This window comes from Sphingomonas jinjuensis (genome assembly GCF_014197105.1).
In the GTDB taxonomy this organism is placed as follows: domain Bacteria; phylum Pseudomonadota; class Alphaproteobacteria; order Sphingomonadales; family Sphingomonadaceae; genus Sphingomonas; species Sphingomonas jinjuensis.
The window spans coordinates 422525-443892 of sequence record NZ_JACIEV010000002.1 but is presented as its reverse complement, the minus strand read 5'-3'; the positions used below and the strand labels follow the sequence as shown (position 1 = coordinate 443892).

The 21368-nt window shown below is 68.0% G+C and carries 21 protein-coding genes; 14 read left to right on the top strand and 7 right to left on the bottom strand.

Going from position 1 to position 21368, the window contains the following annotated elements; translation table 11 throughout:
• Nucleotide 1 precedes the first annotated feature (1 nt).
• From GGQ80_RS05525 to GGQ80_RS05490, 8 genes are all read left to right on the top strand, one after another.
• Nucleotides 2–505, top strand: a complete 504-nt coding sequence (locus tag GGQ80_RS05525; protein WP_183982870.1) for a chemotaxis protein CheW — start codon at nt 2–4, stop codon at nt 503–505.
• 34 nt (nt 506–539) lie between these two features.
• Nucleotides 540–2471 (top strand): methyl-accepting chemotaxis protein, encoded by a 1932-nt coding sequence (locus GGQ80_RS05520; RefSeq protein ID WP_183982869.1) that lies wholly within the window; start codon nt 540–542, stop codon nt 2469–2471.
• A complete protein-coding gene (locus GGQ80_RS05515; protein WP_183982868.1) occupies nt 2468–3301 on the top strand; it encodes a transporter in 834 nt (277 codons plus the stop codon). Before GGQ80_RS05520 ends, GGQ80_RS05515 begins: the two co-directional genes overlap by 4 nt.
• Before the next feature lie 17 nt (nt 3302–3318).
• Nucleotides 3319–5127 carry a methyl-accepting chemotaxis protein gene (locus GGQ80_RS05510; protein ID WP_183982867.1) on the top strand — a complete coding sequence of 603 codons (1809 nt, stop codon included), beginning with the start codon at nt 3319–3321 and terminating at the stop codon, nt 5125–5127.
• Nucleotides 5124–5618: a chemotaxis protein CheW gene (locus GGQ80_RS05505; protein ID WP_183982866.1), complete on the top strand. Its 495-nt coding sequence runs from the start codon at nt 5124–5126 to the stop codon at nt 5616–5618. Before GGQ80_RS05510 ends, GGQ80_RS05505 begins: the two co-directional genes overlap by 4 nt.
• Before the next feature lie 85 nt (nt 5619–5703).
• Nucleotides 5704–6555 carry a CheR family methyltransferase gene (locus tag GGQ80_RS05500; protein WP_183982865.1) on the top strand — a complete coding sequence of 284 codons (852 nt, stop codon included), beginning with the start codon at nt 5704–5706 and terminating at the stop codon, nt 6553–6555.
• A gap of 3 nt (nt 6556–6558) precedes the next feature.
• Nucleotides 6559–7635: a protein-glutamate methylesterase/protein-glutamine glutaminase gene (locus tag GGQ80_RS05495; protein WP_183982864.1), complete on the top strand. Its 1077-nt coding sequence runs from the start codon at nt 6559–6561 to the stop codon at nt 7633–7635.
• 19 nt (nt 7636–7654) lie between these two features.
• Nucleotides 7655–9349, top strand: a complete 1695-nt coding sequence (locus tag GGQ80_RS05490) for a hypothetical protein (protein WP_183982863.1) — start codon at nt 7655–7657, stop codon at nt 9347–9349.
• A 7-nt stretch (nt 9350–9356) separates the two neighbouring features.
• Here the strand turns inward: GGQ80_RS05490 and GGQ80_RS05485 are convergent, their stop codons facing one another.
• From GGQ80_RS05485 to GGQ80_RS05475, 3 genes are all read right to left on the bottom strand, one after another.
• Nucleotides 9357–9626 carry a hypothetical protein gene (locus GGQ80_RS05485; protein ID WP_183982862.1) on the bottom strand — a complete coding sequence of 90 codons (270 nt, stop codon included), beginning with the start codon at nt 9624–9626 and terminating at the stop codon, nt 9357–9359.
• Complete coding sequence (locus tag GGQ80_RS05480; RefSeq protein WP_183982861.1) at nt 9626–10834, bottom strand: M24 family metallopeptidase; 1209 nt, start codon at nt 10832–10834, stop codon at nt 9626–9628. Before GGQ80_RS05480 ends, GGQ80_RS05485 begins: the two co-directional genes overlap by 1 nt.
• 146 nt (nt 10835–10980) lie before the next feature.
• Nucleotides 10981–11736 carry a FadR/GntR family transcriptional regulator gene (locus GGQ80_RS05475; protein WP_183982860.1) on the bottom strand — a complete coding sequence of 252 codons (756 nt, stop codon included), beginning with the start codon at nt 11734–11736 and terminating at the stop codon, nt 10981–10983.
• 165 nt (nt 11737–11901) lie between these two features.
• Between GGQ80_RS05475 and dgoD the strand changes: the two genes are divergently transcribed.
• From dgoD to GGQ80_RS05455, 4 genes are read left to right on the top strand one after another with little or no spacing between them, the layout of a single operon-like run.
• A complete protein-coding gene (dgoD, locus tag GGQ80_RS05470) occupies nt 11902–13059 on the top strand; it encodes a galactonate dehydratase (protein ID WP_183982859.1) in 1158 nt (385 codons plus the stop codon).
• 11 nt (nt 13060–13070) lie between these two features.
• Entirely contained in the window at nt 13071–13778 is a 708-nt protein-coding gene (locus tag GGQ80_RS05465) for an SDR family NAD(P)-dependent oxidoreductase (RefSeq protein ID WP_343050872.1), read from the top strand.
• Nucleotides 13735–15204, top strand: a complete 1470-nt coding sequence (locus GGQ80_RS05460) for a sugar porter family MFS transporter (RefSeq protein ID WP_343050871.1) — start codon at nt 13735–13737, stop codon at nt 15202–15204. The genes GGQ80_RS05465 and GGQ80_RS05460 overlap by 44 nt, the downstream gene beginning before the upstream one ends.
• A 42-nt stretch (nt 15205–15246) precedes the next feature.
• Nucleotides 15247–15828, top strand: a complete 582-nt coding sequence (locus GGQ80_RS05455; RefSeq protein ID WP_183982857.1) for a ClpP family protease — start codon at nt 15247–15249, stop codon at nt 15826–15828.
• Nucleotides 15829–15858: 30 nt separating this feature from the next.
• On the opposite strand, the gene GGQ80_RS05450 is transcribed toward GGQ80_RS05455, so the two are convergent.
• Genes GGQ80_RS05450 through GGQ80_RS05435 form a run of 4 tightly spaced genes read right to left on the bottom strand, consistent with a single transcriptional unit; the run spans nt 15859 to nt 19881 of the window.
• A complete protein-coding gene (locus GGQ80_RS05450; RefSeq protein ID WP_183982856.1) occupies nt 15859–16611 on the bottom strand; it encodes a peptidase in 753 nt (250 codons plus the stop codon).
• Nucleotides 16612–16625: 14 nt separating this feature from the next.
• Entirely contained in the window at nt 16626–17450 is an 825-nt protein-coding gene (locus GGQ80_RS05445) for a transglutaminase family protein (RefSeq protein WP_183982855.1), read from the bottom strand.
• Nucleotides 17450–18388, bottom strand: a complete 939-nt coding sequence (locus tag GGQ80_RS05440; RefSeq protein ID WP_183982854.1) for an alpha-E domain-containing protein — start codon at nt 18386–18388, stop codon at nt 17450–17452. The genes GGQ80_RS05445 and GGQ80_RS05440 overlap by 1 nt, the downstream gene beginning before the upstream one ends.
• Nucleotides 18388–19881, bottom strand: a complete 1494-nt coding sequence (locus GGQ80_RS05435) for a circularly permuted type 2 ATP-grasp protein (protein ID WP_183982853.1) — start codon at nt 19879–19881, stop codon at nt 18388–18390. Before GGQ80_RS05435 ends, GGQ80_RS05440 begins: the two co-directional genes overlap by 1 nt.
• Before the next feature lie 128 nt (nt 19882–20009).
• On the opposite strand from GGQ80_RS05435, the gene fdhD reads away from it, so the two are divergent.
• Nucleotides 20010–20783, top strand: a complete 774-nt coding sequence (gene fdhD, locus GGQ80_RS05430) for a formate dehydrogenase accessory sulfurtransferase FdhD (protein WP_183982852.1) — start codon at nt 20010–20012, stop codon at nt 20781–20783.
• A complete protein-coding gene (gene mobA, locus GGQ80_RS05425; RefSeq protein WP_183982851.1) occupies nt 20780–21337 on the top strand; it encodes a molybdenum cofactor guanylyltransferase in 558 nt (185 codons plus the stop codon). The genes fdhD and mobA overlap by 4 nt, the downstream gene beginning before the upstream one ends.
• Nucleotides 21338–21368: the final 31 nt, after the last annotated feature.

The window sequence follows — 21368 nt, the reverse complement described above, 5'->3', positions numbered from 1 at the left end:
CATGCCATATCACAAAATCCCCCATTGGACGCCTGATCAGGGCCTGGAGGTCCTGACCTTCGGCCTGGGCGTCGAGACCTTCGCCCTGGAAGCGGGCATCGTTCGGGAGATCCTGGACGTGATGCCGCTGACCCAGGTGCCGGGCGCCGATCCGATGGCGGCGGCGGTCATCAACTTCCGCGGGCGGATCGTCCCCTATGCCGATCTGCGCATGTCGTTCGGCATGGATGCGACCGCCCATACCGCGGAGAGCCGCATCATCGTCATCGAATTGGAGCTCGACGGCGATCCGACCCTGATCGGACTCGCCGCCGACCGCGTCAACGAGGTCACCGTGCTGAAGGCGCAAGACGCCGAGGACACGCCCGTGATTGGCATGCGCTGGCCGCGCGAGAACGTCCGCTGCCTGGTGAGACGCGACGGCGATGTCGTCGTCCTGCCCGACCTGCCTCAGCTGTTCGCCCGTCTGACAACGAACGTCGCCGACGCGCCCACCGTCCACTGATTTCCCCCGCTGCTTCTCCCCGAGGACCCGTTCGATGCGTTTTCACGTTTCACTGAAGGAGTCGGCGCATGTCGACGCCGCGACCGCCGAAGTCCGTCGTCTCCAGCGCCTATTCGCCAGCGGAGATATCACGCAGCGCGCTGACCTGTCGGGCGCGAGCGGACTGGTGCGCGAGCTGTTGGCTTCGGTGAACGAGATGCTCGACGCCGCTGCCGCGCCCACGGTCGCCTTCACCAAGAGCCTGGCGCGCATGTCGGCGGAGCATGAACGCGGCGACATCGACGTCGTCGTGCCGGTGGAAGATTTCCACGGCGATCTCGCCACCGCCGCGCGGACAGTGAATGCGCTGGTCGGCGCTCACATCGCGGTGAAGAAGATGGCGATGAGCTGCGTCAAGCAGTTCGGCGAGGGCAACTTCGACGCACCGATGGATCAGCTGCCCGGCAAGAAGGCGTTCATCAACGACATCATCGAGCAGCTTCGCGGCAACCTGAAGGGTCTGATCACCGAGATGAACCACATGTCGGTCGAGCACGACCGCGGTGACATCGACGTGTTCGTGCCCGTCGACAAATTCAACGGCAGCTTCGCGGAGATGGCCAGGGGCATCAACACGATGGTGACCAACCACATCGCCGCGAAGAAGAAGGCGATGGCCTGCATCAAGCAGTTCGGTGAAGGCAATTTCAACGCGCCGATGGAGCAGCTGCCGGGCAAGAAGGCCTTCATCAACGATACGATCGAGCTGCTGCGTGCCAATTTCCAGGCGATCATCGGCGAGATCCAGCGGCTGATCACGGCCTCGACCGCCGGCCAGCTGAGCGAGCGCGGCGATGCGACGCGCTTCGCTGGTGACTTCGGCCGGCTGATCGGCGGGATCAACGGCATGCTCGACGCGATCCTGCTGCCGATTGGCGAGGGCAATCGCGTGCTCAACCTCGTCAGCACGGGGTCGCTGATCGAGCGGGTGGAGATCGACTGCGAGGGCGATCATCGCCGGATGAAGGACGCGATCAACAACCTGGTCGACAACCTCACCAGCTTCGCGACGAACGTGTCGGGCGCGGCCGAGCAGGTCGCCGCCGGCAGCCAGCAGCTGTCGAGCGCATCGGAGCAGGTGTCGGAAGGCGCGACCGAGCAGGCCGCGGCGGCCGAGGAAGCGTCTGCATCGATGGAGCAGATGGCGGCGAACATCAAACAGAACGCCGACAACGCGACCCAGACCGAGAAGATCGCCCGCCAGTCGTCGCGTGATGCGGAGACGAGCGGCGTGGCGGTGCAGAAGGCCGTCGTCGCGATGCGCACGATCGCCGAGAAGATCGGCATCGTCCAGGAGATCGCCCGCCAGACCGACCTGCTGGCGCTGAACGCGGCCGTCGAGGCGGCGCGCGCCGGCGAGCATGGCCGCGGCTTCGCGGTGGTCGCGGCCGAGGTCCGCAAGCTGGCCGAGCGCAGCCAGACCGCGGCGGCCGAGATCAGCGGCATGTCGTCGGACACCGTCACCGCGGCGACCGAGGCGGGCGAGATGCTGACCCGCCTGGTCCCCGACATCCGTCGTACCGCCGAACTCGTCGCCGAAATCAGCGCCGCCTGCCGCGAGCAGGACATCGGTGCCTCGCAGATCAACGAGGCGATCCAGCAGCTCGACAAGGTGACGCAGCAGAACGCGTCGGCATCGGACCAGATTTCCAGCACCTCGACCCAGCTCGCCGGCCGCGCCGAGGATCTGCAAGGCAGCATCGCCTTCTTCCGCGTCGCCGACAGCGCGCGGCCGATGGTCGCCGCCGCCAAGCCCGCCGTGCGCAAGCCGGTCGCCAAGGCCAATGGCGTCCGTCCCCTGGCCAGGAAGCCGGCGCCCAAGCCCAATTCGGTGATCGATCAGCAGGCGCGCGCCCGCGGCTTCGCGCTCGACATGTCGACGGGTGGCCCCGACAGCGAAGACCTCGATTTCGGACACGCCGCATGACCGGCGTCGGCCGCATCATGATGCAGGGCGCCGCGGGGCTGATGATGGCTCCCGTCGCCACCCTGGCATCCTCTGCTGCGGCCGAGGATGCCAAGGACGAGCGGCCCTATTGCGCCGCCCGGCCGGGGATGGGGACGACGCCCTGCACGATCGCGCCGCATCGCGTGTCGCTGGAGGTCGCAGTGGCGGACTGGGAGCGCGATGCGCATCCGGGCGTGCATTCCGAGACCATGCTGCTGGGTGGCGTCGCCGCCCGGATCGGCCTGGCACAGAACAGCGAGCTGTCGATCGAATGGACGCCGTTCGGCGAAACCTGGGTCGCGGGCAGCGGACTGCCGACGACGCGCGGCCTCGGCACCGGCGACCTGACGGTGTCGACCAAGGTCAATCTTCGCCATCCCGACGGCAGCGGTTTCTCGGTCGCGGTGCAGCCCTTCCTGGGCCTGCCGATCGGCGGGACGGCGCTGGGTTCAGGGCAATGGGCGACGGGCGTCGCGATCCCCGCCAGCTATGCCTTGGGTGGCCCGTTCAGCCTGCAGGCCACGCCGCAGATCACGCTGGAATCGGGGGTTGGCGAAGAACAGTCTCAGTTGTCCGCACGCGTGATCGGCGGGCTGGGTGTGGCGTTGAGCGACGGTGTCTCGCTGACGCCAGAGTTGAGTATCGGGCGGCAGCGCGACGACGGTCGCACCATCGTCCAGTCGTTTGCGGCCATGTCGGTCGCCTATACTACCAGGAATTACTTTCAATTCGACGTTGGTGCCGTCTTCGGCCTCAACGAGCATTCACCGGACGCGCGGCTGTACGCCGGCGTGTCGCATCAATTCTAACTTTTGAGGGGGTTTTCATGCGTGCAACGATCAAGATGAAATTAGGGGTGACGTTCGGCGTGCTCGTCGTTCTGATGCTCACCGTCGTAACCATCGGCGTGCTGCGGTTGGGTACGCTCAACTCTGCGATCACCGACGTCATCAACGGGCCGGCAAAGCGGTTGTCGATCGCCCAGGACGTCGACACGATGCAGAGCCAGTCGCTGGCCGACCAGCAGTCGCTGATCCTCAACACAGACGCCGCCCTGATGCGCACCTATAACGACCGCGTCGTCCGCGAAGAGGCGGAGATGGAAAAGCTGATGGCCAGCGGCCTCTCGATCGCCACCGATCGCGACCGCAACGCCTGGGAGGCCGTCCGGCGTACGTGGACCGAGATCAAGCCGACGTTCGATCAGATCCGCGATCTGGGTGCGGCCAATCGCAACGACGAGGCGACCCGGCTGACCAACGCGTCGCAGAACAAGATGATGGAGCGGTTCCAGAACGACATCAACACGCTGAAGAATCTTCAGGTGAAGATCATGGCCGACACCGACGATGAGACGAACGCGGTTTATTCGTCGAGCCGTTCGGTGTTGATCGGTGCGGGCGTCGTGGCGCTGCTGATGGCAGTGGGCGGCGCGCTATGGATTTCGCTGCTGGTGTCGCGCGGGCTCAAGCGGATCGGCGTCGCGGTCGAGGCGGTCGCCATCGGCGATCTCGACCAGGAAGTGGTGGTCACCAGCAACGACGAGATCAAGGATCTGGTCACGACGGTGAACCGCATGACCGAGAATCTGCGTCAGAGCGCCCAGCTGGCCGATACCATCGCCAGCGGCGACCTGACCGTCGAGCACACGCCGCTGTCGGCCAAGGACAAGCTGGGCCATGCGCTCGTGTCGATGGTCGAGCGCCTGCGCGGTGTCGTCGGCGACTCCACCATCGCGGCGCAGAACGTCGCGGCCGGTAGCCAGCAGCTGTCGTCGTCGTCCGAGCAGGTCTCGCAGGGCGCGACCGAGCAGGCCGCGGCGGCCGAGGAAGCGTCTGCGTCGATGGAGCAGATGGCGGCGAACATCAAACAGAACGCCGACAACGCGACGCAGACCGAGAAGATCGCCCGCCAGTCGTCGCGTGATGCCGAGACGAGCGGCGTGGCGGTGCAGAAGGCCGTCGTCGCGATGCGCACGATCGCCGAGAAGATCGGCATCGTCCAGGAGATCGCCCGCCAGACCGACCTGCTGGCGCTGAACGCGGCCGTCGAGGCGGCGCGCGCCGGCGAGCATGGCCGCGGCTTCGCGGTGGTCGCGGCCGAGGTCCGCAAGCTGGCCGAGCGCAGCCAGACCGCGGCGGCCGAGATCAGCGGCATGTCGTCGGACACCGTCGCTGCGGCGACCGAGGCTGGCGAGATGCTGACCCGCCTGGTCCCCGACATCCGTCGTACCGCCGAACTCGTCTCCGAGATCAGCGCCGCCTGCCGCGAGCAGGACATCGGTGCGGTCCAGATCAACGAGGCGATCCAGCAGCTCGACAAGGTGACGCAGCAGAACGCGTCGGCATCCGAGCAGATCTCCGCCACGTCGGAGGAACTGTCCAGCCAGGCCGAGGAACTGCAGGAAGGCATCGCCTTCTTCCGCGTCGACAACGGCAACCAGCGTGGCGCCGCCCGACCCGCCGCCCGCAAGCCGGCGCCGCGTCCTGCAACGGCAAGCAAGCCGGTCGCGAAGAAGCCGACGGCGAAGGCCAATTCGGTGGCCGATCAGCAGGCGCGGGTCCGCGGCTTCGCGCTCGACCTGACGACGGGCGGGCCGGACGGCGAGGATGCCGAATTCGGACGCGCAGCATGACCGCCGCCGGCCAGGACATCCAGGTCGTGGTCTTCGGCCTCGGGGAGGAGGAATTCGGCCTCCCCGTGACCTCGGTCCGCGAGATCCTGGATCACCGTCCCGCCTATCGGGTGCCCGACGCACCCTCCTGGTTCCTGGGACTGACCGACGTGCGTGGCCTGTCGGTGCCGATGGTCGACCTGCGTGCCCGGATGGGCATGATGCAGTCCGAGCCGACGGTCGCGACGCGTATCCTGGTCGTCGACCTGCCGGGTCGGGGGTCGGAGCCGCTGTCGCTTGGCCTGGTCGTCGACCGGGTGCTCGACGTCAGCACCTTCGCGGCCGACTCGGTCGAGGCATCGCCGGGCATCGGCGGCCGGTGGCAGTCGTCGCAGATCGAGGCGATCCTTCGCCGAGGCGCCGACTTCGTGGCGTTGCTGAACGTCGCCCGCCTCTTCGGGGCGGGCGACGACGGGGACGACATCATCGCCTCGTTCGCGATGGCCGCCTGATCCTCTCCCCCTACCGGCCGCCTCCGTGGGGGCGGCGGCCGGTCCTTTCCGATCCGTCGACGCGGATGAACGTGGAGCTTTCCCTTTGACCAATCTGGCCCATGCGGTGGTCTCCGACGATGCGCTCAGCCGCCGCGACTTCGATCGTCTTGCCGCCTATATCTACGACGAGTCGGGCATCCGCCTGCCGCCGGCCAAGCTCACGATGATCGAAGGCCGCCTGCGCCGCCGGGTCCGCGCTCACGGCCTTGCCAGCCTGCGCGATTATTGCGGCTGGTTGTTCGAGGGCGACAATATGGAGGCCGAGCGCGAGCACCTGCTGAACGCGGTCACCACGAACAAGACCGATTTCTTTCGCGAGCCGACGCACTTCGACTATCTGACGAAGGAAGCGCTGCCGGCAATGCGCCGGGAGGGGATCACGAAGCTGCGCGTGTGGAGCGCGGCCTGCTCGACCGGGGCGGAGCCGTATACGCTGGCGATGCTGCTCGACGCCTATGCACGCGATCACGGCGGCCCCGATTACGGCATCCTGGCGACCGACCTCGACAGCGAGGTGCTGCGCACCGCGCGGCGCGGCATCTATCCGGCGGACATGTTCGATCCGGTGCCGATCCATCTGCGCAACCGCTATGCGATGAAGGCCGCCGACCCCCAGCGCCGCGAGATGCGGATCGTCCCGCAGCTGCGCGCCGCGGTCGGCTTCGGCCAGCTCAACCTGATGGACGAGCGCTATCAGGTCGGCGATCCGATGGACGTCATCTTCTGTCGCAACGTGCTGATCTATTTTGACAAACCGACGCAGGAGCGGGTGGTGCGGCGGCTCGCCGAATGCCTGCGGCCCGGCGGGCTGATGTTCCTGGGTCATTCGGAGTCGATCACCGGCTTCGACCTTCCCCTCACCACGGTGGCGAACACCGTCTTCGCGCGGACCTGACCGATGGCAAAGAGTATCCGAGTGCTGGTGATCGACGACAGCGCCAGCGTCCGCCAGGCGATGACGTCGATCCTGTCCGCCGATCCGGAGATCGAGGTGATCGCCGCCGCGGCCGATCCGTTCGCCGCCGCCCGCTACATCCAGGAAGAGATTCCCGACGTCATCACGCTCGACGTCGAGATGCCGCGGATGGACGGCATCACCTTTCTGCGCAAGCTGATGTCGCAGCGCCCGATCCCGGTCGTCATGTGCTCGTCGCTGGTCGAGGAAGGCTCGGAAACGCTGCTCCAGGCGCTCGAGGCCGGGGCGGTTGACGTGATCCTGAAGCCGCGGGTCGGTGTCGCCGATCACCTGGCCGAGGCGCATCTGATGATCCGCGAGACGGTGAAGGGTGCCGCCAGCGCCCGGCTCGGCGCGCGGCGCGCGATTCGTCCGAATGCCCCGGCAACGAAGCTGACGGCGGACGCGGTGCTGCCGCCGCCGAGCGGCAAGGCGATGAGCCGCACCACCGAGATGGTCGTCTGCATCGGCGCCTCGACCGGCGGGACCGAGGCGCTGCGCGAAGTGCTGGAAGCGCTGCCGGCCAATTCGCCCGGCATCGTCATCGTCCAGCACATGCCCGAAAGCTTCACCCGCGCCTTCGCCAAGCGGCTCGACGGACTGTGCCAGGTCGACGTCAAGGAGGCCGAGGACGGCGATACCGTGATGCGCGGCCGTGTGCTGATCGCACCGGGTGGGCTTCGCCACACGATGCTCGAACGCCAGGGCGCGCGCTATGTCGTATCGGTGCGCGAAGGGCCGCTGGTGTCGCGGCACCGGCCGTCGGTCGATGTGCTGTTCCGCTCGGCCGCGCGCAACGCAGGCGCCAACGCGGTCGGCATCATCCTGACCGGAATGGGCGACGACGGCGCACGCGGACTGCTCGAAATGAAACAGGCCGGCGCACGCACCTTCGCGCAGGACGAGGCGACATCGGTCGTGTTCGGGATGCCCAAGGAGGCGATCGCCCGGGGCGCTGCCGACAAGGTGATCCCCCTGACCGCGGTAGCCCGCGAACTTCTTCACGCTTCCGCTCGCTGATCGGGGACCGACCATGGACATGAAACACGCATCGACCCTGACCGCGGCGACGCCGCTGCCGGCATCGACCGACACCGCCAACCTGCTCGAGACGAGCATCACCGGGCTGGAGGCCTGCTTCCGCGAAGTCGGCGAGGCGCTCGCCGCGACGATCGGCACGATCGACCAGATGGCGACCGGGCTGGCCGACGTCCGCGTGGCACTCGCGCCCGAGACGGCCGGCGCAGCGGTCGGCCGGCTGCGCGACGTCGCTCATCGCCTGACGACGCTGCCGACGCTGCAGCGTCGCCGCGCCGTCGAGGTCGAGACGCTCACCGGCCGCACGCGCGAATTGCGCGCGATGCTGGCAGAGATCGGCACGATCCTCGATTTGCTCGGCATCTATGGCATCAATATCAAGATCGTGTCGTCGGGCGAGCCCGCGTTCCTCAGCTTCGTCAGCGGCATGGACCGCAAGCTGGAGAGCGGGCGGCGCGAGGTGGTGCACATCACCGGCGAGATGGATCAGTTCGGCAAGGTGATCGCCGACGTCCGCAAGGCGGATCGCCTGCTGTCCGACGAAACCGCGCGCGCCGGCAACAGCGTGCCCACCGAGCTGACCGCCAATGCCAATGCGCTGCAATTGCACGTCGAGGGCGTGGTGCGGACGACCGACCAGGTCAGCGGCATCGTGCGCACCGTGCAGGGCGAAGTCGCCCGCGTCCTGGGCGCGATCCAGATCGGCGACAGCGTTCGCCAGCGCGCCGAGCATTGCATCACGATGCTGCGCCGCCTTCACGCGCCCGACGCGCTGCTGCCGGCCGGCGCGGTGGCGCACATGGAGCGGCTCGTTGAGGCGCACCTGCGCGCGATGGCCGACGAGTTCCAGCAGGAGATCGCCGCGATCGTCGAATCGCTCGATCGCGTCAGTCCGCTCGCCGAGGAGCTGCGCGGGCTGATCGCCTCGCAGGTCGGTGGCAAGGACGGCCAGATCCTGCTCCAGCTGGAGCAGGGCATCGCCAAGCTTACCGCGGTGATGAGTCAGCTCGGCGAGGCGGACGGCCAGCTGGCGTCGCTGACCGGCTTCGTCGGCAGGACGCTGGCCGATCTCACCAAAGGGCTGACCCGGATCCAGAACATCGCTGTCGACGTGCAGGATATATCGACCAACACCCGGCTGCTGTCCCGCCGCCACGGCGACAACGGCCGCGCGGTGGCGGTGATCGCGAAGGAAGTGGCGCCGTGCGCGTCGCGACTGACGCAGCTTGGCACCGCGATCGGGCGGCAGATCGATGCGCTGACCGCGATCGACCTGGTCCAGGACGGGTCGACGATCAACAGCGGCACCGTGCTCAGCGATGCGCTGGCCATCGTGCGCAACGGCTGTGCGAGCTCGGCGACCGCGATGTCGCGCGGCGGCGAGGAAGCGCAGCACATCATCGCGTCGCTGCGATCGAGTGCGGCCAACCTCAACGATCAGCGCGTGTTCGTGCAGACGCTGGGCGCGGCCGCCGACAGCCTGTTGCTGAGCGCGCAGACCCGCTCGCCCGACAGCGAGGTGCGGACACCCGCCGACGAGGAAGCGCTGGAGGAACTGCTGCCCTGGGCGGCCAAGCTCTACACGATGGCAAGCGAACGGCTGATCCATACCGGTTTCCTGTTGCCGGGCATGGTGCCGCCGGTGACGGCCGCGGTGGCGATGTCCGACTTCGACGACGACGACGGCCTGTTCTGACCCGCGGCTATGGTGCGTCGGTAGGGGCGGGGAGGGTCCGGTCGGTGCGGCGGAAGGTGCGACCACGCCACGCCTGTCGCTTCGCCCGCGCCCAGCCGCGCGGCGAACCCGCAACGGCATAGAGGACAAGAACGAGCGCGAACAGGAACGGCGCGCTGACGATCAGCGACACGAGCCAGCGAAGGCGGGCCCAGGAGCGGGCGAGGAGGCGCGTCGTGGCGTTGGGCACGGCGCGACCGCTATAGCCGATCGCCGGCGGCGGGGCGACCGCCGCCATCAGCTGGCGGCGAAGGGCCGGTCGATCGCCGGCGAGGGCTGGGTGAACCAGGCCGCGCCGTCGTCGGTGACGTGGAAGTGATCTTCCAGCCGGATGCCGAAGCGACCGGGGAAGACGATCATCGGCTCGTTGGAGAAGCACATGCCGGGCGCCAGCGGGGTCCGATCGCCGCGGACCAGATAGGCCGCCTCATGGATCGACAGGCCGATGCCGTGCCCGGTGCGGTGGGGCAGGCCGGGCAGGCGATAGTCGGGGCCGAGCCCGGCACGTTCGAGCACGACACGCGCAGCGGCGTCGATATCCTCGCAGGGACGGCCGGGTTCGACCGCGGCGAAGGCGGCGGCCTGCGCCTCGTGCTCCAGGTCCCAGGCGGCGCGCTGGTCGGCGTCGACGCGGCCGAAGGCATAGGTGCGGGTGATGTCCGAATGATAACCGTCGACGCGGCAGCCAGTGTCGATCAGGACGAGATCGTCCTCGGCCAGCACATCGTCCTGCGGCAGGCCATGCGGCACGGAGGTAGAGCGCCCGAACTGTACCGCGCAGAAATAAGAACCGGCGGGTGCGCCGATCGCGCGATGGGCCTGGTCGATGAAGCGGATCACCTGCGACGCGCGGATGCCGGGCGCGAGCACCTGCGCGGCGCGACGCTGCACCTCGAGCGTCATCTGCTTCGCCTGGGCGAGCAGCGCCAGCTCGGCCGGCGACTTGATCATGCGGCAGCCGTCGACGATCGGCGCGGCGTGGACCAGCGACAGCGAGGGCGCGGCGGCGCGGATCCGCTCCGCGAAGACGAAGGGCATGGCGGGGTCGACCGCCAGCGTATCCCCGCCCGCCTGGCGAAGCGCATCGGCGACGAGCACGGCAGGGCTTTGGTCTTCTTCCCACAGCCTGACATCGGCATCGATCTTGAGGTCGGCGGCGAGGGTATCGCGCTCGAACGCCGGAGCGACGACGACGGGGCGGCCATCGACCGGCAACAGCAGGGCGACGAGCCGCTCGCTCGCCCCCCAGGCGATTCCGGTGAAATAGCGAAGGCTGTCGCCCGCGCCGATCAGCAGGGCGGCGGCCCCGGCATCGCGGGTCAGGCGCCGGGCCTTCTCCAGCCGGTCGGCGCGCTCGCTGGCATCGATCGGGGCAGCGATCGCCGCCCATGGCGTGATCGCCGCGAGTTGCTTCTCGATTGTCGATCCGCCGATCCCAACGCTCATCTATCACCCTCTTCGAAAGCTCGACCGACTAGTAGATAAGATATACGGATAAGCAAAGTCGCCCTCATCGCTGGCACGACCGGTGTCTATATATCAGATTTTTCGTGCCCAGCCGGCGCTCGGCGTCCCGATCCGGGCGTGTTGCCCTAGAAGGTCGACCGCGTCGCGTGCCGCCCCGCTTCGAGCAGCAGGTTGAGCGCACCCTGGATCAGGTCGTGCATCAGACGCGAGGCGTCGGCCGGCTGGCCTTCGACAATGGCGTTGGCGACGTTGCGATGGTCGATGGCGCTGGCGCGGCTGACGCCTGCATAGGCGTTGGTGCGGCGGATGCTGAAGCGAAGCGTCGCCTCGGAGAGCTCGGTGAATTGCTGCATGAAGCGGTTGTTGCTCGCCTCGATCACCGCGCGGTGAAAGACGATGTCGGCTTCGAGCGGGTCGTCCTCGCCGCGTTCGGCGGCGAACATGCGTTCGATCGCCGTAACGATCGCGGCGCGCTGGCGCCCCGTCGCACTCTCCGCCGCCAGCCCCGCCGCGCGCGGCTCGATCGCCATGCGCATCTCGGTAAATTCGATCAGCAGGTCGATCGAGAACTCGCGCTCCAGCAGCCATTTGAGCACGTCGGGGTCGAGCAGGCTCCACTTGCTCTGCGGCTGGACGATGGTGCCGGCGCGTTGGCGCGCCCGCAACAGGCCCTTGGCGGTCAGCATCTTCACCGCCTCGCGCACCACCGACCGGCTGGCGCCATATTGCTCGCAGAGCTGCGCTTCGAAGGGGAAGCCCGTCGCCTCGGTGAACTGTTCGGTGACGATGGCCTGGCCAAGATCCTGAACGATGCGCTTCGTCAGGTTCATCGTGCGGCCACCGTCGACCGCCGGTCTGGACTCCACGTCTGCGATGCTCATCGACATGATATACACCGTAACGGCTCGTGCTGTCGAAGAATATACGATGACGGCTGTCCTAGAAAAAATATGATATTTATTGACGAGGGCCGGACTGGTTTATAGACGTCATTCTATTGCCGCCGATGGTCGATGGCCGCTGGTTGGTGAACAGGGAGGGGGCCAGTGTCGTCAGCCGCGGACCGGATCGGTCGCATCGAATGCTTCCCCGTCCTGCCGCGATGGCTGTTCGTTCGCATCGAAACCGAACAGGGCGCCGTCGGCTGGGGCGAGGCGACGCTGGAAGGTCATGGCGAAGCGGTGGCGGGCGCGATCGACGCGGCGCGCGACCGGCTGATCGGCCACGACCCCGACCGGATCGAAGACGCTTGGCAACTGCTTCATCGATTGGGCTTTTATCGCGGCGGCCCGGTCCTCATGTCGGCGATCGCGGGGATCGATCAGGCACTGTGGGACCTGCGCGGCCGCAAGTTGGGCGTGCCGGTCTATCAGCTGTTGGGCGGACGGGTGCGTAATCGCATCTCCGTCTACGCCTGGATCGGCGGCGACCGTCCCGCCGATATCGCCGACGCGGCGAAGCAGCGCGCGGCGCAGGGTTTCACCGCGGTGAAGATGAACGGCACCGAGGATATCGGCTGGCTGGAGGGCATGCGCCAGATCGACGCGCTGGTCGAGCGGGTCGGGCAGGTCCGCGAGGCGGGGATCGACGTCGGCATCGATTTCCATGGCCGCGTCCATCGACCGCTGGCGCGGGCCGCGTTGAAGGCGATCGAGCCGCTGCGCCCGCTGTTCGCCGAGGAAGTCGTCCTGAGCGACAACGTCGACGTCGTCGCGCAGCTCGCGGGGTGCAGCGCAGTGCCGATCGCGCTTGGCGAACGGCTGTATTCGCGCTGGGATTACCGGCCCTTCCTCGAAAAGGGCGTGGTCGACATCATCCAGCCCGATCTGGCGCACGCCGGCGGCATTTCGGAGGCGCGGCGGATCGCGGCGATGGCGGAAGTCTATGACGTCGCCTTCGCCCCGCATTGTCCGATCGGTCCGTTGGCACTGGCGGCGTGCCTGCACGTCGGCGCGGCGACGCCCAATTTCGTCATCCAGGAGGTGTCGCTCGGCATCCACTATAATCGCCCGGCGGAGGATCTGACGACCCTGGTTCGCAATCCCGCCATGTTCGGGATCGAGAGCGGCGCGATGGCGATCCCGGAGGGTCCGGGGCTGGGGGTCGAGGTCGACGAGGCGGCGGTGCGCGAGATGGCGAAGTCGCCGCACCGCTGGCGTAACCCGGCATGGCGGGGACGCGACGGGGAGCTGCGCGAATGGTGAGGAGCGTGATCGTGACCGGCGGGCTCGGCGGTATCGGTCTGGCCTGCGCCCGGGTGTTCGCGCGCGAGGGCGCCTCGTTGTTGCTGGTCGATGCCAGGGCGGACGAGGGCGGTGCGGCCGAAACCCTGATTGCCGACGGGGCCGCTGCGGTCCGGTCGATCGTCGCAGACGTCGGCGATGGCGACCAGATCGTTGCGGCGGTCGATACGGCGGTGGCGGCGTTCGGGCGCATCGACGTGATCGTCAACGTCGCCGGCATGATGATCTACAAGCCGATCGCCGACCTCGACGTCGGTGACTGGCGGCGGCTGCTGGACGTCAACCTGATCGGCGCGGCGCTGTTCACGGGGCAGGCGCTGAAGCGGATGGGTGAGGGCGGCTGCGTGGTCAATGTCGCCTCCGTCCATGCCCGGCGCACCTCGCCGCTCGTCGCGCCCTATGCGGCCGCGAAGGCGGGGCTCGTCAGCCTGACGCGGTCGGCGGCGATCGAGGGCAAGCCGCTCGGCATCCGCGTCAATGCGGTGCTTCCCGGTGCGATCGATACGCCGATGCTCCATGCCAGCCCCAATATCGCCTCGGGCGCGGAGGTTGTCGATCCGGCCGACCTCGGCCAGCCGGAGGATATCGCGGCGCTGGTCGGGTTCCTCGCGTCGGATGCGGCGCGGTTCATCACCGGTGAGGACGTCGTCGCCGACGGCGGCCGAATGGGAAGGCTCTGACACGATGCACATGGTCGATGCCGGCAATCCGGCGATCAGCGGCGGGGAAGCGCCGGCGGGCGCTTCGGGGGCGGTGTGGTTGGCGGCGGCGGTGTCGGCGCTGGGCGGGCTGCTGTTCGGCTATGACTGGGTGGTGATCGGCGGCGCCAAGCCCTTCTACGAGGCGGCGTTCGGGCTGACCGCGCCGACCGACCAGGCCTGGGCGGTCAGCTGCGCGCTGGTCGGGTGCCTCGCCGGTGCGATGGCGTCGGGGGCGCTGGCGGATCGGCTGGGACGGCGGCCTGCGCTGTTGCTGGCGGCGATCATCTTCGCCGTGTCGTCGATCGGCACGGCGCTGACCGGCGGCTTTTCGGGTTTCGTCGCCTGGCGGATGATCGGCGGCGTCGCGATCGGCATGGCGAGCGGCTTGTCGCCGCTCTACATCGCCGAGATTGCGCCGCCGCACAGTCGTGGGCGGCTGGTGGTGCTCAACCAGATCGCGATCGTCATCGGCCTGCTCGCGGCGCAGATCGTCAACTGGCTGATCGCGGCACCGGTGCCGCCGGGCGCCTCGCTGGCGGTTATCGCGGAAAGCTGGAACGGCACGACCGGCTGGCGCTGGATGTTCGCGGCGGCGGCGCTGCCGGCGGTGGCGTTCGTCGTCGGATGCCTGCTCATCCCCGAAAGCCCGCGGTGGCTGGCGCTGAAGGGCCGCTGGGATGCCGCACGCCGCGTGATCGCCCGCTTCGGCGGCGAGGCGCAGGCGGATGCGGCGCTGGCCGATATCCGCCGGGCATTGGATGCGGCGCCGGGGCGCAGCCTGGGCGCCGTGCTGCGCGAGCCGCGCTTCCGCAAGGTGCTGATGATCGGCGTCGCGCTGGCGGTGTTGCAGCAATGGTGCGGCATCAACGTGATCTTCAATTACGCGCAGGAGATTTTCGCAGGTGCGGGCTATGCGGTGTCCGACACGCTGTTCAACATCGTCATCACCGGCGTCGTAAACTGCGTCTTTACGCTGGTCGCGCTCGGCACCGTCGAAAAGCTGGGACGGCGGCGTCTGTTGCTGATCGGGTGTGCGGGGCTGGCGGTGATCTATGCGGCGGTCGGCGCCGCCTATGTCATGGGGGTGCAGGGATGGCCGCTGCTGCTGCTCGTCATCGCGGCGATCGCGGTGTACGCGATGACGCTGGCGCCGGTGACCTGGGTCGCACTGGCGGAGATCTTCCCCGGCGAGGCGCGCGGGGCCAGCATGGCGGTGGCGACGACGGCATTGTGGGCGGCGTGCTTCCTGCTGACCTACAGTTTTCCCCTGCTCAATGCCGCGGCGGGGACGGGACTGACCTTCTGGCTCTACGGCATCGTCTGCGCGGCAGGATTTGTCTTCATCCACCGTACCTTGCCCGAAACCAAGGGCAAGACGCTCGAGCAGATTGAGCAAGATTGGTGAAATAGGGCGCAACCGTACCGTGACGAGGGCGTTGGCGGCGCCATGACTGATACTCCCCCCGCCAATCCGCTATCGCCGGGCGACTTCCTGCATCCGGCCATGCTGCTGTACGGTCCTGTCGACGAGACCATGTACGCGAACTTCCGCCAGCAGCTGGCGAAGGCGCCGACGGATGGGCTGTGCGTCGTCGAGCTGTCGACGCTGGGCGGCGATCCCGAAGTCGCGCGGATGATGGGCGAGGACATCCGCTTTCACAGCGATACCGAGCCGCAGCGACGTTTCGTGTTCCTGGGCAAGGCGGCGATCTATTCAGCCGGCACGACCTTCATGAGCTTCTTCGCGCGCGAGAACCGCTTCCTCACCCGGGGCACGCGGCTGATGATCCACGAGCGGAACATGGATTCGACGCTGACGATCAGCGGGCCGCTGACGACGTGCGTCGCCGGGGTCGAGGCGAAGCTGAACGAGCTGCGCGCGTCGATCGCGATCCAGAACGAGGGCTTCGAGAACCTGGTGCGCGGGTCGAAGGTGACGATGGACGAGGTGCTGCAACGCGCACCGAGCAACTGGTATCTGGAGGCGCACGAGGCGCTGGAGCTGGGGCTGGTCGAAGCGGTGATGTGACGCGGCGATCCTCCCCGCGAGCGGGGAAGGTTACTGGTCCCGCACCATGAACGGCGGGGGTGGAATGGTGGCGCGGACCTCGTCGAGCAGGAACGACCAGCGCGTCGACAGGTCGTTGAAATAGGCATCATCCTTCTCGATCCGCCTAAACATCGCGGGCAGCGCGTGATCGGTGGGGATCGCGATCAGGTCGAGCGGGCGACCGACCGACAGGTTGGATCGCATCGTCGAATCGAAGCTGATGAGCCCCACCTTCACCGCCTCGTCGAACGCCAGGTCGTGGCGCAGCGAGCGATCGAGGATCGGCTTGCCATATTTGATATCGCCGATCTGCAGGAACGGCTGATCGCGCTGGCATTCGATGAAGTTGCCCTCGGCGTAGAACAGGTACAGCCGCAGCCGGTCGACGCCGATCCGCCCGCCGAGCAGCAGCGAAACGCCTGACGCGATCCCCTCCGCGGCGAGACCGGCGGCCAGGTTGTTGCGGGCATAGGCGACCGCCTCGCCCACCAGCTGCGCGGCGCGGAACATCGTCGGCACGTCGGACAGGCGGCGCGGGGGATCGCCCTCGTTCAGCCCCGGCAGCCCCTCGACCAGCGTCGAGAGGATCATCTGCGTGACCGACAGGTTGCCGGCGGTCGCGATCACCAGCGTGCGATCGAGCGTGTCGGCGACGACATGGAGCTTGCGGTACATCGACACATTGTCGACGCCCGCGTTCGTCCGGGTGTCGGCGATCATCACCAACCCGTCGCCGATCAGCATCCCCAACCCGTACGTCACCCCCGGCCCGTCCCTCAGTTCTGTCGCTGCTGCCCCGCCTGCACCACCGATACCGACACGTCCAGCGTCTCACTACCCCCGCCGGTGCGCGCGCCGGCGACCGGCGCCGCTTCGCGATAGTCCAGTCCGGCGGCGACGCGGACATAGGCGTCGTCGGGGCAGATGGCGTTGGCACTGTCGAAGCCGACCCAGCCGAGGTCGGGGACATACGCCTCCGCCCAGGCATGAGCGGCGGGCTGGTCGCCCGCACCGTCGCGGCGGAACAGGTGGCCCGAGACGTAGCGCGCGGGGATGTCGATCGCCCGGGCGGCGGCGCAGAAGATATGGGCGAAATCCTGGCAGACGCCGTGCCCCAGCTCCATCGCCTCGGTGGCGGTGCGGCGAACGTCGGTGCCGGCCGTGTCGAAGCGCATCGTCGCGTAGATCGACTGGTTGAGCGCGTGCAGCCGCTCCAGCGGCGTCGAGCCGCGCGCCGCGGCCTGATCGGCGAGCGCGCGGATCGCGTCATTGGCCTCAGTCAGCGGCGAGGGGCGCAGGAACACCTCGGGCGGCAGGGGCTCGGCGATGCCGCGGACCACGCCGGCACGATTCTCGGTCAGCACCTCGCCGGTCACCTCGATCGTCAGCGCGGCGAGCGGGCCATCGACGTAGATCATCGACACGTCGTTGCCATAACCATCGTGCGTGGCGTTGATCCGCGCGTCGCAATCGACGTTGATGAACCACTGCGTCACGGTCTGGCCGGCGAAGCTTTGCGGGGTCAGCCGGGCGAGCTGGACAAGCCGCTGTTGCGGCACGTCGAAGACGTAGCTCGTGCGGTAGCGGATCTGGAGGCGCATCAGTTGAACCGGAACTGCTGAGAGATGGCCCGATCGAGATCAGCGATCTCGCCTAGGAAGCGGCCGAGAAATTCGTGAAGGCCGCCCTGGATCAACGTCTCGGCGGTGATCTGACGCAGCTGCTGGCGCTTGCGCCGTGCGAGGCGGTCGGCCTCTCCCTGCTGACCGGTCCGGTGGCCGATCCGGGTAAGGAGGTTCACGATCTGCTCGGTCGAAGCGACGAGCGAACGCGGCAATTCTTCACGCAGGACGAGGAATTCGGCGACCAGCCAGGGCTTCAGCCCTTCGCGGTAGAGCCAGCGATAGGCGGTCACCGCCGACACGGTGCGCAGGATGCCGGTCCATTGATCGCGGTCGATCGCGCCGCCCACCGACTCGCCGGCGGGCAGCAGCAGGTGGTATTTCACGTCGAGCAGCCGGGCGGTGCCGTTGGCTCGTTCGATCGCCTGGCCAAGCGAAATGAGAAAGCGCGACTCGTTGCGGAGCATGCGGTTCAGCGCACCTTCGAAACCGCGGGCATCGGCCTTCAGCTCTTCGATCAGCGCGAGGATCGACTGGGCGTCGTCGAGGCGCTGGCGACCGCGCAGGCTGATCCAGCTGCGGTTGATCGAAATCCATGCCTCTCGGCTGAGCGCGGTGCGGACGGCGCGGGCGTTGTGGCGCGCGGCGTCGATGCACGATCGGATCGAGCTGGGGTTGTTCTGGGCCAGCAGGAGATATTGGGTGACGGCGGTATCGCTGAGTTCGGCGCCCGTCGCGGCAAATCCTTGGGTTTGCGAGGCGACGGCAAGCGCCGAGGCCCAGGCGTCGTTGCCGGCGGGACGGGCGGCGAGCTGGTCGAGCCGCAAAGTCGCCTCGACGAGTTGCGCGGTGAATTCGGCGCGCTCGACGTAGCGGCCGAGCCAGTACAGCTGGGCTGCAGTGCGGGAGAGGAGCATCAGGCAAGCCCTCCGCGGATCGACTGGCTTTGCGTCATCCCGCCCATCGACTGCTGCTGGCGCATGCCGGGGGCGCCGAGCACGAAGCTGTCCTTGGTGCCGCCGCCCTGACTGGAGTTCACGACCAGCGATCCGTCGCGCAGCGCGACGCGGGTCAGCCCGCCGGGAATGATGGTGATGCCGTTGGCGCCGGTGAGGACGAACGGGCGGAAGTCGATGTGTCGCGGCGCCAGGCCCTGGTCGGCGAGCGTCGGCGAGGTCGAGAGCGCGAGCGTCGGCTGGGCGATGTAGCGATGCGGCTCGGCCTTCAGCACAGCGCGGAACCGGTCGATCTCGTCGCGGCTGGCGGTTGGGCCGACGAGCATGCCGTAGCCGCCCGATCCGTCGACCAGCTTCACGACCAGTTCGTCGAGATGGTCGAGCGTATATTGCAGCGCCTGTGGCTCGCGGCAGCGATAGGTTTCGACGTTGGGCAGCATCGCCTCGCCGCCCGAATAATAGCGGACGATATCGGGCATGTAACTGTAGATCGCCTTGTCGTCGGCGATCCCGGTGCCGGGCGCGTTGACCAGCGCGACGTTGCCCGCGCGATAGGCGGCGATCAGGCCGGGGACGCCGAGCATCGAATCGGGGCGGAAGACGAGCGGGTCGAGGAAGTCGTCGTCGATCCGGCGATAGATGACGTCGACGCGCACCGGGCCGGAGATGGTGCGCATGTAGACGGTGTCGTCACGCACCTCGAGATCCGCCGCCTCGACCAGCTCGATGCCGAGGTTGTCGGCGAGGAAGCTGTGTTCGTAGAAGGCGGAATTGAACGGGCCGGGGGTCAGGAGGACGCATACCGGCTGGCGGCTTGCCTGCCGCGGGGCGACCGACTGCATCGTCGCCAGCAGCGCATCGGGATAGCCGTCGACCGGCAGCACGGGGAAGATCGAGAACAGCTCGGGGCAGAGGCGCAGCATCGCCTCGCGATTTTCGATCATGTACGACACGCCCGACGGGGTGCGGGCATTGTCCTCCAGCACGAAGAAGTCGTCGGGGCCGGTGCGGACGATGTCGATGCCGCAGATGTGCGCGAAGATGCCGGCGGGCGGACGGATGTCGGCGATGCCCGCGGCGAACTGCGGATTGCGCAGGACGAGGTCGGCGGGGATGATGCCGTCCTTCAGGATCTGGCGCTTGCCGTAGATGTCGCGAAGGAAGGCGTTGATCGACTCGACGCGCTGTTCCAGGCCCTTGGTCAGCCTGGCCCATTCCGCCTGACTGAACACGCGGGGCAGAATGTCGAACGGGATGATCCGCTCCGCCGCCTCATCCTCGCCGTACACCGAGAAGGTGATGCCGATCTGGCGGAAGGCGAGCTCTGCCTGACCCTGGCGAGCGCGCAGCTCCTCGACCGACGTCGCATTGATCCAATCATGGAGAGCGGCGAATTCCGGGCGTGGCGCCGTGCCGGCGCCATATAGTTCGTCGAATGCGCCGCGTGATGCCATGGACCCCCCGTAATGCTGGCAGACTGCATAAGTTTGTTGCAACGCACAAGCGGGCGTGCGCAGGATTGTTCCGTGGTGTCGTTCTAGGCCGGGGCGCTTATGGCTGGCGAGGGCGACGGAGTGAGTGGATGGACGCGAGCACGAGGCTGATATTCGAGCGGCTTGGCGCCGATGGCTGCGTCGAGGAGGTCGAACGGTCGATCGCGCTGGAGACGCCGGTCGCGATCGAGGTGAACGGCATCGGCTATGCGGTGCTGATGGCGTCGCCCGTCGATCTGGAGGATCTGGCCTGGGGTTTCGCGTTGTCGGAGCGTTTGGTTACGACGGCGGACGAGATCGTCGAGTGCCTGATCCACCCGCACGACGAGGGCGTATTGGTGCGGCTGACGCTGGTCGAGGGGGCGGCGGCGCGGGCGGTCGAGCGGGTGCGCCATCGCGTGTCCGAATCGTCGTGCGGCTTGTGCGGGATCGAAAATCTGGAGCAGGCGATCCGCCCGCTGCCCCGGGCGAAGGCCGGATATTCGGGCGAGATGTCCGCGGTGTTCGCGGCGCTGGACGCGTTGCGCGAGCATCAACCGCTCCATCGCGCGACGGGCGCGGTGCATGCCGCTGCCGCCTACGGCGCCGATGGTACGATCCGGCTGGTGCGCGAGGATGTCGGTCGGCACAACGCCTTCGACAAGCTGATCGGGGCGATGCTGCGCGCCGGCGACGGATGGGAGGGCGGCTTCGCGTTGCTGACGTCGCGCTGTTCCTATGAGCTGGTCGAGAAGGCGGCGCTGGCGGGCTGCCCGCTTCTCGCGACGATCTCGGCACCGACCGCGCTCGCGGTGCGGCGGGCGGAGGAGGCGGGGGTGCGGCTGGCGGTGCTGGCGCGATCCGATGCGGTGTTGCTGCGATGAGCTTGCTCGGCGCGATACTGGCGGGCGGCGAGGCGCGGCGGTTCGGCAGCGACAAGGCACTTGCCGAGTGGCGGGGGCGGGCATTGATCGATCATGTCGCTGTGGGCCTGGCGCCGCAGGTCGACACGGTGATCGTCTGTGGCCGCCAGCATCCAGGCTTGGTCGGGGTGTCCGATCGGCCAGAGGCGGGGCTGGGACCGCTCGGCGGCATCGCGGCGGCATTGCATCATGCCGCGGCGCATGGCTTCGCGGCCGTGCTGACGCTGCCGTGCGATGGGCCGGTGGTGCCGGACGATCTGGCGGCGCGACTGGCCGGCGGGGGGTATCTGGCGGGATCGCCGGTGGTGGGGCTGTGGCCGGCGCGACTGGCGAATGGGCTCGACGCGCACCTGGCGGCGGGCGGGCATCGGTCGATCCGCCGCTGGGCGCAGGCGGCTGGCGTACCGGCGGTCGAGGGGGAACTGGTAAACGTCAATCGCCCGGAGGATCTGGCAACGCTCGATCCTCCCCCGGAGGGGGAGGAGGGCCGCGACAACGCCATGGTGGAGGGGTAGGGCGCCACGGGCGTACCGCTGGTGAAAAGTA